Annotated in this window: 9 protein-coding genes; 2 read left to right on the top strand and 7 right to left on the bottom strand. The window is 71.1% G+C overall.

The annotated features are described in order from the left end of the window. Window positions 1-5: 5 nt before the first annotated feature. From D7X32_RS11720 to D7X32_RS11710, 3 genes are read right to left on the bottom strand one after another with little or no spacing between them, the layout of a single operon-like run. Complete coding sequence (locus tag D7X32_RS11720; protein WP_120602610.1) at window positions 6-1,097, bottom strand: hypothetical protein; 1,092 nt, start codon at window positions 1,095-1,097, stop codon at window positions 6-8. Beyond that, complete coding sequence (locus D7X32_RS11715; protein WP_147450114.1) at window positions 1,084-2,043, bottom strand: hypothetical protein; 960 nt, start codon at window positions 2,041-2,043, stop codon at window positions 1,084-1,086. The genes D7X32_RS11720 and D7X32_RS11715 overlap by 14 nt, the downstream gene beginning before the upstream one ends. Next, the gene (locus D7X32_RS11710) at window positions 2,015-3,070 is read right to left on the bottom strand and encodes a hypothetical protein (protein ID WP_147450113.1); all 1,056 of its coding nucleotides are present in this window, start codon (window positions 3,068-3,070) and stop codon (window positions 2,015-2,017) included. Before D7X32_RS11710 ends, D7X32_RS11715 begins: the two co-directional genes overlap by 29 nt. A 125-nt stretch (window positions 3,071-3,195) precedes the next feature. Here D7X32_RS11710 and D7X32_RS11705 point away from each other — a divergent pair, with 125 nt between their 5' ends. Beyond that, complete coding sequence (locus D7X32_RS11705) at window positions 3,196-4,860, top strand: M14 family metallopeptidase (RefSeq protein WP_120602607.1); 1,665 nt, start codon at window positions 3,196-3,198, stop codon at window positions 4,858-4,860. 117 nt (window positions 4,861-4,977) lie between these two features. Beyond that, window positions 4,978-7,761 carry a CHAT domain-containing protein gene (locus tag D7X32_RS11700; protein WP_120602606.1) on the top strand — a complete coding sequence of 928 codons (2,784 nt, stop codon included), beginning with the start codon at window positions 4,978-4,980 and terminating at the stop codon, window positions 7,759-7,761. 14 nt (window positions 7,762-7,775) lie between these two features. Here D7X32_RS11700 and D7X32_RS11695 read toward each other — a convergent pair whose 3' ends face one another. From D7X32_RS11695 to D7X32_RS11680, 4 genes are all read right to left on the bottom strand, one after another. Then, window positions 7,776-8,666 (bottom strand): cupin domain-containing protein, encoded by an 891-nt coding sequence (locus D7X32_RS11695; protein WP_147450112.1) that lies wholly within the window; start codon window positions 8,664-8,666, stop codon window positions 7,776-7,778. After that, a complete protein-coding gene (locus tag D7X32_RS11690; protein WP_120602633.1) occupies window positions 8,663-9,475 on the bottom strand; it encodes a cupin-like domain-containing protein in 813 nt (270 codons plus the stop codon). The genes D7X32_RS11695 and D7X32_RS11690 overlap by 4 nt, the downstream gene beginning before the upstream one ends. A gap of 484 nt (window positions 9,476-9,959) precedes the next feature. Next, the gene (locus D7X32_RS11685; protein WP_120602604.1) at window positions 9,960-10,949 is read right to left on the bottom strand and encodes a cupin-like domain-containing protein; all 990 of its coding nucleotides are present in this window, start codon (window positions 10,947-10,949) and stop codon (window positions 9,960-9,962) included. Between the two features lie 59 nt (window positions 10,950-11,008). Beyond that, complete coding sequence (locus D7X32_RS11680) at window positions 11,009-12,262, bottom strand: carbohydrate porin (RefSeq protein ID WP_147450111.1); 1,254 nt, start codon at window positions 12,260-12,262, stop codon at window positions 11,009-11,011. Window positions 12,263-12,370: the final 108 nt, after the last annotated feature.

The raw sequence follows: 12,370 nt of genomic DNA, 5'->3' as shown, positions 1-12,370 counted from the left end.
CCCTCTCAGTCCGCCGTCTCTTCATCCGGAGGCGTCCGCTGCTGCGGAAACTCCACTTCCGGGTCGTAGGCGTCGCTCGAATCCATCCCCGTCTCCTCCTCGTCGGGGCCAGCGTCGTGCACGTCCAGCTCCGCCGCGTCCTCATCGGAGTCGCCCTCGTCCACCTCCGTGTCCTCGCCGAGAACAGGAACGACCTCGGGCATGGCGAACCGCACGCGTGCTGCCGCCGCCACCGGCTTCGTCTTGCATCCCCGCTTGTCGAGGAACACGTCCAGCGCGACCACCTCGCCCCAGCGCTGCGCATCCACGAAAAGGACGCTGCTGGTGAAGGTCTGCGTCGCACCGGCCGCCAGGCTGAAGCCGCGCAAGGAGTCCGCCAACGCGGAGGCCCTGTCCTCGCTCACGTCCTCGTCCTCGCCATGCCCCTGGACGCAGGCTTCGGCAGTGATGCGCCGGGCGCTCACGTTCTTCACCGTGTACTGGAAGCGGTACTCGTTGTCTTCGCCTGACCTTCGCAGGCCGACGTTGGACAGCACGAGCTCTCCCGGCTGTGGCCTTCCCGGCCGACGGGGCGCCGGCGCGTCCGCGGAGGCGGGGCTTCCCGTGGGACGCAATCGCAACGGCTCGCTGGCCGCCTGGAATTCGTCTTGCGTGCAGTGAAAATCCCGGGCCGTGTACAGGAGCACCGTCCGGGCGTCCTGCCAGAGGTCCTCCATCACGTAGGCGCGGTCGACGAAGACGTCGTCGGTGCCGCCCTTCACGGTGATGTGTCCCAGTTCCCCTTCATGGATGACGAAGCCCTTCTCGTCCAACAGCGCCAGGCATGAGCTTCCACGCGCCTGCGCCGTCCCCGCGTTGGTGAGCGTGTACGTGACGTCCACGGTATACGGGGTGGTGCGCTCGAGGGTCACGCCGGAGAACTTCAGCGGCTTCACCGGCTTCGCGTCCGGCCCACCCGCCTGCACCCGGACCCCGCCGCCCGCGTCAGGCACGGCGCTCGCCTGGGGCTGTTCCTTCTTGCAGCCCGCCCCCCACAGCGCCGCGCTCCCCACGAGCCACGCGCACAGGGTCCGCGCCCTCCAGTCACTCCGCATCATGATGAGCCTCTTCACTGTCGGCCTTCGCCGGGAGGTCGACCGGCAGGCCCGGGTTGCCGGCTCCCCCGGACATCTCGCAGCCATAGGGGTCCACGAAGAAGCGCAGCACCGTCGCCTCCTCCCAGTGTCGGGCCTTGTGGAAGGCCACGGGGACCGTCTGGGTCGACGAAGCCGCCGGGGCCAGGTCGAACTCCCCGACGTCGACCTCTTCCAGGGCGTAGGAACCTTCCCGCGCATAGGCCCGCAGGCACCCTGTCCCCGAGGCCCGGCGGTCGCTCACGTTCTTCACCGTATACGTGAGGGTGGGGTCCGGCGGGGTCCCGCCCTGTCGGAGCTGGAGGCCGGACACCTCGATGTCCGCCGGCGTCGAATCCGGCGGCGGATCGGGCAGCGGCAGGTTCGCGGGCGCGGGTGTTCCCGTGGGGAGCATCCGGAAGGGTTCACTGGTCGGCGCGGGGGGGCTTTCGGAGCAGGAGACAGCGGACGCCGTCGTGAAGAGCATCAAGGAGCGGGCCTGGTTCCACCGCAGATCGTCCACGCTCGTCGCGTCCTCGAACGTGTCCTCCCATCCGCCCTTCACGGTGATGAAGCCAATCAACCGGGAGTCGATGGCGAGGCCGCGCTCATCCAGAAGCATCAGGCACGTCCTCCCACGCCCCTGCGCCGTGCCCGGATTGGTGAGCGTGTAGGTCACGGTCACGCCGCCGTCTTGCACGTGCTTCAGCCCCACGTTCGAGAAGCGAAGCGGCTTCGAAACCTTCGCCAGGGCCCCCGCGTCCGGCACGCCCGCATCCACCGTGGCGGCGGCCTCCCCACCCGCGTCCACGGGGGCGCTGGCCGCGGGCGCGTCCTTCTTGCACCCGGCGCCCCACACCACCGCGAGGCCCATCAGCACCCAGCCCAGGACCTTGCGCGCATCACTCCCCATGCGGGGCCTGCTGCTCATGATGGACCTCCTCTTCCGGGTCATAGGCATCGCTCGAGTCCATCCCCGTTTCGTCCTCGGGATCCCCGGAGGGCTCGCCCTCCACCCCTTCCTCCGGCGCATGGATGGACTCGGGCTTCATGAACTTGAAGCCCAGGTTGTCCGTGTCCGCGCCGTCCGCGCAGCCAAAGGGGCTGGTGAAGAGGCGCAGCTCCATCACCCGGTCCCAGTTCCGCTCGTTGTCGAAGACGACGGAGTCCTCGATCTTCTCCGAAGCCCCCGGGGCCAGGCTGAAGTCTCCCTCCGGCGACTCCTCCAGGTGGGGCGCGTCCTCCTGCCCCACGTAGGCCCGCAGGCACCCCGAGCCCGCCGCCCGGTGGTCGCTCACGTTCTTCACCGTGTACGTGAGGGTGTAGTCGTCACCGAACTGCCCGGACTGGGTCAGCTCGACGCCGGACACCTCGAAGTCGGTCGCCTGCGAGGCCTGAGGGGCATGGGGCGCGGGGGCGTCCGCCGGAGCAGGCTGCCCCGTGGGCAGCAGGCGCAGCAGCTCACTGGTCGCCGTGGGCGCTCCGTTCGAGCAGCGGAACTCGCCCGCCGTATAGAGCATCACGGTCCGGGTCTGCTTCCAGAATGTCTCGCCTACGGACACCGTGTCCTCGAACGAGTCCGTCGTCCCCCCCTTCACGGTGATGCCGCCCATCCGCTTCACCTCGATGACCATGCCCTGGTCGTCGTGCAGGGACAGACACGCATCCCCGCGCCCCTGCGCCGTCCCCGGGTTGGTCAGCGTGTAGGTCACCCTCACGTTGCGGCCCTCGGTCCTGAGCGTCACGTCCGAGAACCGCAGCGGCTTCACCACCTTCGCCACCGCCACCGCTCCCGCGTCCGGAACGCCCGCGTCCACGGCGGCCACGGCCACCACGCCCGCGTCCACCGGCGCGCTCGCCTGGGGCTGTTCCTTCTTGCACCCTGCCGCCCACACCGCCGCGCACGTCACCAGGAGCACGCCCCACGCGTGCCCCCGCCGCTGATCACTCCGACGCATGATGGACCCCTCGAGCTGTCTTCCGCGGCCGGTTTCATATGGGACACCGCCACGGCGCGGCAAGACGGCTCCCCTTCGCGCGTGCTTGACGCCGCAGGGCCGGAGCGCTCGGATGCGCGGCACCTATGCCCACTCCCAAGCTGCTCACCCGCGCGGAAGCCACCGACTACCAGGAAACGTCCCGCAGCGCCGACGTGGTCGCCTTCGTCGACGCCCTGTGTGCCCAGACCAAGCTCGCGAAGCGCGTGGACTTCGGCCAGAGCGGTGAAGGCCAGCCGCTCATGGCGCTCATCCTGAGCGACCGCAACTGCTTCACGCCGGAGCTGGCGCAGAAGCAGAAGAAGATCATCGTGATGGTGGAGGCCAACATCCACGCCGGCGAGGTGGAGGGCAAGGAGACCCTCCAGGCGCTCGCGCGCGACCTCACGCTCACGTCGCTGGGCAAGAAGCTGTTGGACCGGCTGTGCCTCGTGTTCGTCCCCAACTTCAACCCGGACGGCAATGACCGCATCAGCAAGGGCAACCGCGCGCTGGATTTGAAGAACCTGGAGGGACAGGTCAACCCGCCCGATGGCGTGGGCATGCGCTACACGGGCGAGGGCTGGAACCTCAACCGCGACAACATGAAGCAGGAGGCGCCGGAGACGCGCGCCATGGCGAAGCTGTACCAGACGTGGTGGCCGCACCTCTTCGTGGACTGCCACACCACGGACGGCAGCATCCACGGGTTCGACCTCACCTTCGACATCCCCCACGGCAACGCGGACCTCTTCCACATGTCGCGGGACTTCAACCGCGAGCTGGCGGAACGCGTGTCCGCCGCCGTGAAGAAGAAGCACGGCTTCGACAGCTTCTGGTACGGCAACTTCCTCAAGGAAGGCAACCCGAGCTCCGGCTGGCACACCTACCCCGCGCTGCCCCGCTTCGGCAGCCACTACCGCGGTCTGCTGGGCCGGCTGGACGTGCTGCTGGAGACCTACAGCTACATCGACTTCCCCCGCCGCTGCGCCGTCATCCGCGCGTGGGTGCTGGAGCTCATCCGCGACGCCGCCCGCTACGCGAAGGACTACCGCACCGCCACCTCCTTCGAGGAGTCCGCCATCATCGCGCGCGGCAAGTCCCCCGACGCGAAGGAGTGGGTGGGCATCAACTTCGGTGTCGCCCAGCGCGACGCGGAAGGGGCGCTGGTGTTCGACTACCCGGCCTACGTGCTGGGCAAGGACACCGCCGTCATCAACTCCTTCGACGAAGCCAGCATCGAGGCGCGCCGCTACCCGGGCAAGCGCCGCAAGGTCTACAAGACGCCGCACTACCGCACCTTCGTGCCCACGCAGTCGGTGAGCACGCCGTCCGCGTACCTGGTGCCCGCGTCGCTCGCGTCCCGGCTGGAAGGCCACGGCATCCGCTTCGAGAAGCTGGCCAAGGCGGAGCGCTTCCAGGTGGACAGCTACCGCATCGCCCGCCGCGAGCAGACCTTCAGCCCGGACGTCGCCGCCAACGTGCCGCCCCCCGGCCAGGACGAAGTCCCCTTGAGCCAGAAGCCCAAGCCGGTGCGCTTCGAGACCATCCTCACCGTGGCCCCCGAGCGCTCCGAGCGCGAGTTCCCCGCCGGCACCCTCAAGGTCCCCACCGACCAGCGCACGGGCACGCTCATCACCTACCTGCTGGAGCCGCACTCGGACGACGGCTTCTGCCGCTGGCAGTACCTGGACGACAGCCTCACGGTGGGCGAGCTGTACCCCATCCACCGCGTCGTGGAGTCCACGCGCGCCCCCCTGAAGGTGGAGTAGGCCTTCCGCTTCCGGACGCCGCCTTGCCCCCGGGTTTGTCATGCCCGGGGGCATTGGCCCTAGACTGGAGCCCGCAGGACCCGCGGAGATGGTGCGGGGGCACGCGGGAGGCCCCGGATGGCTGGCATGCAGCAGACGCCCCGGGGCAAGCGCCTTCCGGGGCGAACAGGCATGACGCGCGTGGGGGGCCTCGTGGCCCTGGCGCTCTGCATGGCCCTGGGCTTCGTCGCCGTACACGCGTGGAGGCAGCGGGACACCGGGCCGCAGACGCCGGCGCTGTGGCTTGCTGACGCGTCGCACCGTCCCCTGGAGGTGCGGCTGAGCCTCCCTTCCGCGGACGTGTACCGCCCCTATGCGCCGCCCCGAGGCCGGGACGCGCTGGCCCCGCCGGTGCCCCTGGGCGCGCTGTCCCGCCTGGAGGAGCGAGGCGATGCGCACGGCGTGGGCGTCAGCTACCTCCTGCACGGCGACACGGAGCAGGCGCTCGCGTACCTGAGGCGCACGTCGCCCTCGCTGGACCGGGACAGCGACCTGGCCGCCATCGCCATCCTGCGCGGCCACTCCGACGAAGCCCTGACGCTGCTGGACGCCACGCTCGAGGCCATGCCCGATCACCCCCAGGCGCGCTGGAACCGGGCCGTGGTGGCGCGCGAGCTGGGGCTGACGCTGCTCGCGGCCATGACGTTCGAAGCGGTGGCCGCGAAGGGCGAGCCCGGCTGGAGCGACGAGGCGCGCGAACAGGCGCGGACGTTGCGCGCCCGCTTCCAGGCGCGGGCGGATGCCTGGAAGGCCACGCGCGAGGCGTTCCTCGCCCGGCTGCGCTCGAGCAAGGCGCCGCTGCCCCTGGAGGGCGCGGCCCGCTTCCCGGGCCTGGCGCGCGAGTCCTTCTACGACCTGCTGGCGACCGCGGAAGACTCCGGGCAGGTGGAGGAGTTGCTGCCGCTCGCGCAGGTGCTGGACCACGCGGCCGGTGGGGACGCCGTGCTGGCGGACACCGTGCGGCGGGTGGCGGTGATGGACTTCACGCACCGGGCGCCGTTCGCGCGGGAGTACGCGAAGCTGGTGCAGGACGCGCATCCCAGCCCCGCGGCGCTCATCGAGCGGCTGCGCCAGGAGGCCACGGCGAAGGACCTGCTGCTGGGCGCGCTCCTGCGCACGCCGGGCGTGGCGCGCACATACGAGGAGCTTCGCGCCCTGACGTCGGGCGTGACGGATCCCTGGGTGCTGTCGCGCGTGGAGCAGGAGGGTGCGCGGCTGGATGACCTGGCGGGCCAGGGGACTCCGGCCGGGGACCGGCTGCGGGAGGCGCTGAAGGAATGCCGCGCGCGCAAGCTGCCCCTGCGCTGCGTGGACCTGCTCTTGCGGTTGAGCAGCCGCGCGACCGCGTCGAACCGGCTGGTGGAGGCGGAGGAGTCCGCGAGGGCCGCGTGGCAGGAGGCCGCCGCGCTGGGCGAATGGGAGCGCGAGGGACTGGCGCTGGTGATGATGGCCAACGCGACGCGCTTCCAGGTGCGGGTGGCGCTCTCGCGCGCCTACCTCACCGAGTCCCTGGCCCGCCAGCCCGATGACTGCAAGGCGCGCACGCAGGCACACCTCAACCTGGCCTCGCTGGCGCTGATGCGCTTCCGGCCGCAGGAAGCGCGGCAGGAGTTGGAGGAGTCGCTGGCGTGTGGCCTGACGCCGGGGCTGCAGGGCGCGTGGATCCTCGCGGACCTGGCGCGGTTGGCGCCGCGGCCGTCCGACGAGGCGCGCCTCACGGCGGAGCTGGCCCGGGTGACGCCGCTGCGGGAGAACGCGGGACGGCGCGTGCTGGCCACGCTCATCCGGGGACGGTACCTGGTGGACCGTGACTGGCAGGAGGGCCAGCGGGTGCTCCGGCAGACCATCGCGGAGGCGGAGCCGCTCCTGCGGGTGAACGCGGATGCGCGCGACGCCAGGGCGGTGGCCTTCCAGACGCTGGCGGTGAGCGCGGGCCACGCGGGGGCCTTCCGGGAAGCGATGGACGTGGTGGCGCAGAGCCTCCAGGTGCCCGTGCCGGAGGGCTGCGTGCTGGCGGCGGCGGTGGAGGCGGAGCGCACGGTGACGGTGGTGCGCGGTCCGCAGGGTCAGGTGCAGGGGCGCTATGACGCCTCGCGCACGCTGCCCCTGCACGATGACCTGACGGGGCTGGTGCCCGGCGACCTGGTGGAGCTGCTGCGCGACTGTCCGCGCGTCGCCGTGCTGGCCGCGCCGCCGCTGGACAGCCGCGCGGGCATCCTGCCGCCGGACCTGGCCTGGAGCTACCGGGTGGGCACGGGCGCGCACGCGGCCTCCCCCGCGAAGCCGCCCATGCACGTCGTGGTGTCGGACGTGGAGCCGCCCATGACGCTGAAGCTGGCGCGGCTGCCCTCCGCGGCGGACGTGGACCTGGCGGGCGCGCAGCGGCTCTTGCGGCTCAAGGGCGCGCAGGCCACGCCTGAACGGGTGCTGGAGGCGATGGAGCAGGCCACGGACATCGACATCCACGCGCACGGGGTGGTGGACCGCGCGCTGTCGGACGCCACCATCATCGCGCTGTCGCCGCAGCAGGACGGCCGCTACGCGCTCACCGCGGAGGAGCTGCGCCGCCGCCACCTGCATGGCGCGCCGCTGGTGGTGCTGGGCGCATGCAGCGCGGCCCGGCTCGTCCCCATCCTGCATGAGACGTCATCGCTGCCGCAGGCGTTCGTCGCCTCCGGAGCCAGGGCGGTGTTCGCCGCCACGGCGGAGATTCCCAACGACGCGGGCGCCTTCTTCCGCGCCGTGCGAGAGCGCATCCAATCCGGCGAAGAACCCTCCCAGGCCCTCCGCGCCGAGCGCCTGGACTGGCACCAGAAACAGCCCAGCATGCGCTGGGTGGACAAGGTCCTGCTGTACCAGTAGCGCCGGGCGCGGCTTCAGTCCCTGGGAGGCAGCGGCGATGGCTGGGGCTCCGCGTCGGCATCCCACGTCACGTTCGGCTCCGGCAGCGCGAAGGCCTCGAACGAAACGGCGACGCCGCCCCCTGGCGCGCTGAAGCCGTGCCACCACCCCACCGGCAGCAGCACCCACTCCCCGGGAGACAGGGTCACCTCCAGGCGCACCGGTGCGCCGTCGCCCTCCGACGCCGCCGTCACCCGCCGCAAGTCGAAGGCCGGAACGAGCTGGAGCCGCCGCTCCCCATGCACCTGCGCCAGCAGCACGTTGCGGCGCGCCGCGCGCAGGGGGACCTCCGCCCCTGGCGGCTCCCACCACAGGCGGGGCTCGCACGCGCGCGCCTCCTCCGCCGTGAATCCCCGCAGCGTCGTCAGGCCTTGAGTCAGGGACTCCAGCCGCGGGTCCTCGAACAGCGGCACGCAGCACGCGTGTCTCGCCTCGCGCTCGCCCAGCAGCGCGGCCACGTTCCCGGGGCTCCAGGCCGTCGGCTCCAGCGACGCACTCCAGCCGTCGCGCACCACCACGGGCAGGTTGTCGAAGTAGTAGCGCTCGAAGAACGCGGCGGGCGTCAGCGCTTCGTGCCGGTCCACGCGCGGCGGTCCTTCCGTCTGCTGGAACAGCTCCGCGTAGACGTCCAGCAGCCCCTCCAGCTTTCGCTGCATGCCCACCGCGCGCAGCGCGCCCGCGACGAAGGGCTCCTCCCGCTCCACCTCCACCGCCCGCCGCGCCTGCTCCGCCGACACGCCCGCCTTCTCCAGCGACGCCACCAGCTCCTTCGGCGACGCACCGCGCACCAGGTTCTCCACCAGCCACCGCCGCCACTCGGGCGTCAGCGGCGAGGTCCCCGACTCCACTTCACGCGAAGCTCTCATCGGTGCTCCTCCGGAGGCGTGGCGCCCAGCCAGCCCTCCCGCCAGCAGGTGTTCAACCCAGGTGTCTCTTCGAAGCTCACGAACGTCACCGACAGGCTCGGGTCCAACGCCCGCAGCGCATGCCACCACCCCACCGGGATGAAGAGCGTGTCCCCCGGCCCCACCTCCACCGAGTGCAACGCCACCCGGGCGAAGTCCGGGAAGCGCTCCAGGTCCGGCGCCAGCACGTCCACCGCGCTGTAGAAGCCGCGCACGTTGGACATCCACGGCGTCTCCCACGACGGCGCCAACCACACCTGCTTCCGCCCCCACACCTGGCAGAACAGGACGTTGAGATGATCATGGTGCAGGTTGGACAGCGTCCCCGCCGGCCCCAGCCACAGGTGCACGCGGTCGGGCCCGCGCAGATCCGGCTGGATGTACCCCTCCGGCGCACGCAGGTCCTCCAGCAGCGGCCGGAACGCATCCCGCAAGAGCAGGCTGTTTCGAGCCACCAGATACATGTCGTTCGCGGGCGCACCGTCGAACCGGGCCAGCAGCTCCCGCAGCGGCACCTCCCGGCGCAGGCGGTCCGCATGCAGGTCCGGCAGCTCCTGGGCATCGCGCCCCGCCATCACCTCCACCGTCTCGTCACCGAAGCGCTCGGCCATCCACGCGGGCGTCCACCGCGTCCGCGCGGGCCAGTCCTCCATCAGCCCTTCAATGACAACCGGCCGGTTGCGCCGGTAGTACTCCGTGAAAAACTCCGCTGGCGACAGCCGTGACCGCCGCTCCACGCGAGGCACCGGCAATGCCTGTCGGCGTAACACCGACCGCGTTTCGAGCAACGATTCAAGCAATCCCAGACGTCCCGTGAACTCACGGCTCCGCGTGACAGCGGGATGGGCTTCCGCGGCCCGAATCGTTTCCCAGACAACCTCTGGAGCCAGTCCCGCCGCCTCCAACCGGGCGGCGAGGCTCGTGGAGGGCACCCCACGCGCAAGGTTATTCGCGAGCCACGTTTTCCATTCGAGGGGGAAGGAAGACGTCATCGCCGGCTCCCTTGAATCGGGCTGAACCTTTTGGGTCGTCCACATCCACCACGAGCGGACTCCATGACGCCTCCCGAGAACTCATACAAAATCGTCCCCAACCCGAATCCCCCTTGTGACCCAGCGCAGGAGGACCTCAGCCGGAAGCGGGCCCCCGAGCCCCCCACGCCCACGCCACCGCCGTCCACGCCGCCCCTTCCTGAAACGCCGAAGGACGAAAACCTCAACGGCTGACGCAAGCCATTGAAGCGGTGGGCACACCTCAGCCGAAGGTGTGCCACCGCGCGTTGCCACCGGGCACATCCAGCGACTGGAACGTCAGCGACACGCTCACGTCCAGCGCGTACACCTGGTGCCACCAGCCCACGGGGATGAAGAGCATCTCCCCGGGGCCCACCACCACCTCGTGCACGTGCGCGGTGGCGAAATCCGGGAAGCGCTCCAGGTCCGGCGCCGCCGCGTCCACCGCGCTCCACACGTGCTCGCGGTTGTACATGCGAGGCGTCTCGAAGGACGGAACCAACCAGAAGCGCTTGCGCCCGTGGATCTGGCAGAACAACACCGAGTCCACATCATGGTGCAGCGCCGTGCGCGTGCCCGCCGGCCCCACCCACAGCTTGAGGCTCCCGGGCTGCCGCGTCGGGTACACGAAGCCCGGGGCCGGCCGCAGGTCCTCCAGGAGCCCCCGCAGCTCCGGCCGCTCCAGCGCGAAGTTGCGCGCGGTGAGGTACAGGTCGTTGCTGGGCCCGCCGTGCTCCAGCCGGTGGAGGAAGTCCGCCAGCCGCACCACCGTGCGGCACGCATCCGGTGACACGTCATGGTCCGCGCGGGTTTCGCGGCCCGCCATGACCTCCACCTCCACGTCGCCGTAGTCCCGCGCCAGCGCCTCCGGCCGCCAGCGCTCCAACAGGGGCCAGCCCTCCAGGAAGTCCTCCAGGACGACGGGGCGGTGCGCTCGGTAGTAGCGGGCCTGGAACTCCTCCGCGGACACGCCCCGCCGCCGCTCCACCCCACGGCGGGCCTGCGCATGCAGCGACGCGCGCACGTCCATCAGCGACACCACCTCCGCCGCCAGCGCCACATGCGGGCCCCCGGCCTCCACCGCCGGGTGCCGCCGCGCGCGAGCCACCTCCGAACGCGCCTCCTCCGGAGCCACCCCTCCTTCGACCAGCGTCCGGGCCAGTGCCTCCTCCGGCACGCCACGCAGCAGGTTCTCCGACAGCCACGCATCCCACGAGGGTGACAGGGCCATGGCCCCACTCTAATCCCCTGGCGAAGCGGCGCGGAAAGGGGGCCCTCTCCCCACATGACCTACAGGGTCAGCGCGCCCTTGAGGCCCAGCACGATGATGTTGCGCGCGGCCTCGTCACCGCCGGGGCGGATGTATTGGAAGTTGGGCCGCAGCACGAGCCACGGCGTCGCATGGAGGCTGTAGTACAGCTCGCCCAGGTACTCCGTGCGCGGCACCACGGTGCTGGGGTCCTGCGCCTGCTCCAGCCGCTGGGCGGTGACGTAGCGCCCGTTGGAGTGCGTGGCGCCCAGCGCGAAGCCCACGTCGTCATCCGCCCGGCCGAAGACGCCCGTGTACCCCAGGCCCAGCGTGTACTGGCCGTCCTGCGTGGAGGTGTCCCGGTCCGCGTACGTCAGGCGCGCGAACACGTTGAGCCCCTGTGCGGTGTTCTCCGCGCCCGCCACGTGCGTGAGCTGCTGGCGCGCGACGAAGTACAGGCCGTAGCGCCCCTCGCGCTCCACGCCGTCCAGCAGCACGTCCGGCGCGTTGGACGTGTCGTACCAGACGCCGACCTTGTAGAGCCCCTCCAGCCGGTCGCCCCGGAACTTCGGGTTCCACCCCAGCTCCAGGGGCAGCATCACGCCCGTCGCCCCGTTGAAGCGCCCCAGGTAGAAGGCCTCCTCCAGGTTGCGCGGGTTCACCTCGTACGCGGCCAGCTGCACGTACGCCACCTTCTTGAGGTCCACTCGCAGCCGCGTGCCCCACTGGCTCACCGGCCAGTTGAACCAGTAGTTGCCCACGATGTTGCCGGGCTGCGCGCCGCAGAAGCTCAGGTTCTGGAAGTCGCAGGGGAAGTCCGCCGTGTCCTCGCCCACCGTGACGCGGCCCAGCTTCAGGTGCACGCGCCCGTCGAAGAAGAGCTGGTCGTACCAGAGCTGCGTGAGCCGCCCGACGTTGCCGCGCCCGTACACCTCCTGCACCAGCTGGAGGTTCCCCAGCTCCATGTCCGCGTTGAGGTTGTTGCCGTTGCGGTGCGTGAACGAGAACTGGAAGGTGCCGCCCTTCAGCCCCACCAGCTTCTCCATGTCCAGGCCCAGCCCCACGTTGAGCTGGCCCGCCTGCCGCAGCGCATGGCCCTTGCCGCCGCGCGCGTTGAAGGCGAGCTCCGTCACGTAACGGACCTGGAGCGCGACCCCCAATTCGTAGAGCAGCCCGCGCGCCCCGCCCCAGCCACCGGTGAGGCCCGGGGGCATCTTCGTCTCGGCCGCGAAGGCCGGCCCCGCGCACAGCAGGGCCCACGCCATCACCCACGCCGCCCAGCCCCGTCCCCGCATCGCGCCCGCCTCCTCGCACGCCACGGGTCCTCAATGGCCACGGGCAGCGGGATGTCCAGCCGTGCCGGGGGGCCGTCCGTCACCTTCCAGCCACTCCCCCGGGCCTTT

The sequence above is a fragment of the Corallococcus carmarthensis genome (assembly GCF_003611695.1).
Taxonomy (GTDB): domain Bacteria; phylum Myxococcota; class Myxococcia; order Myxococcales; family Myxococcaceae; genus Corallococcus; species Corallococcus carmarthensis.
The sequence above is the reverse complement of the archived record's forward strand: the minus strand, read 5'-3'. Positions and strand labels throughout refer to the sequence as shown.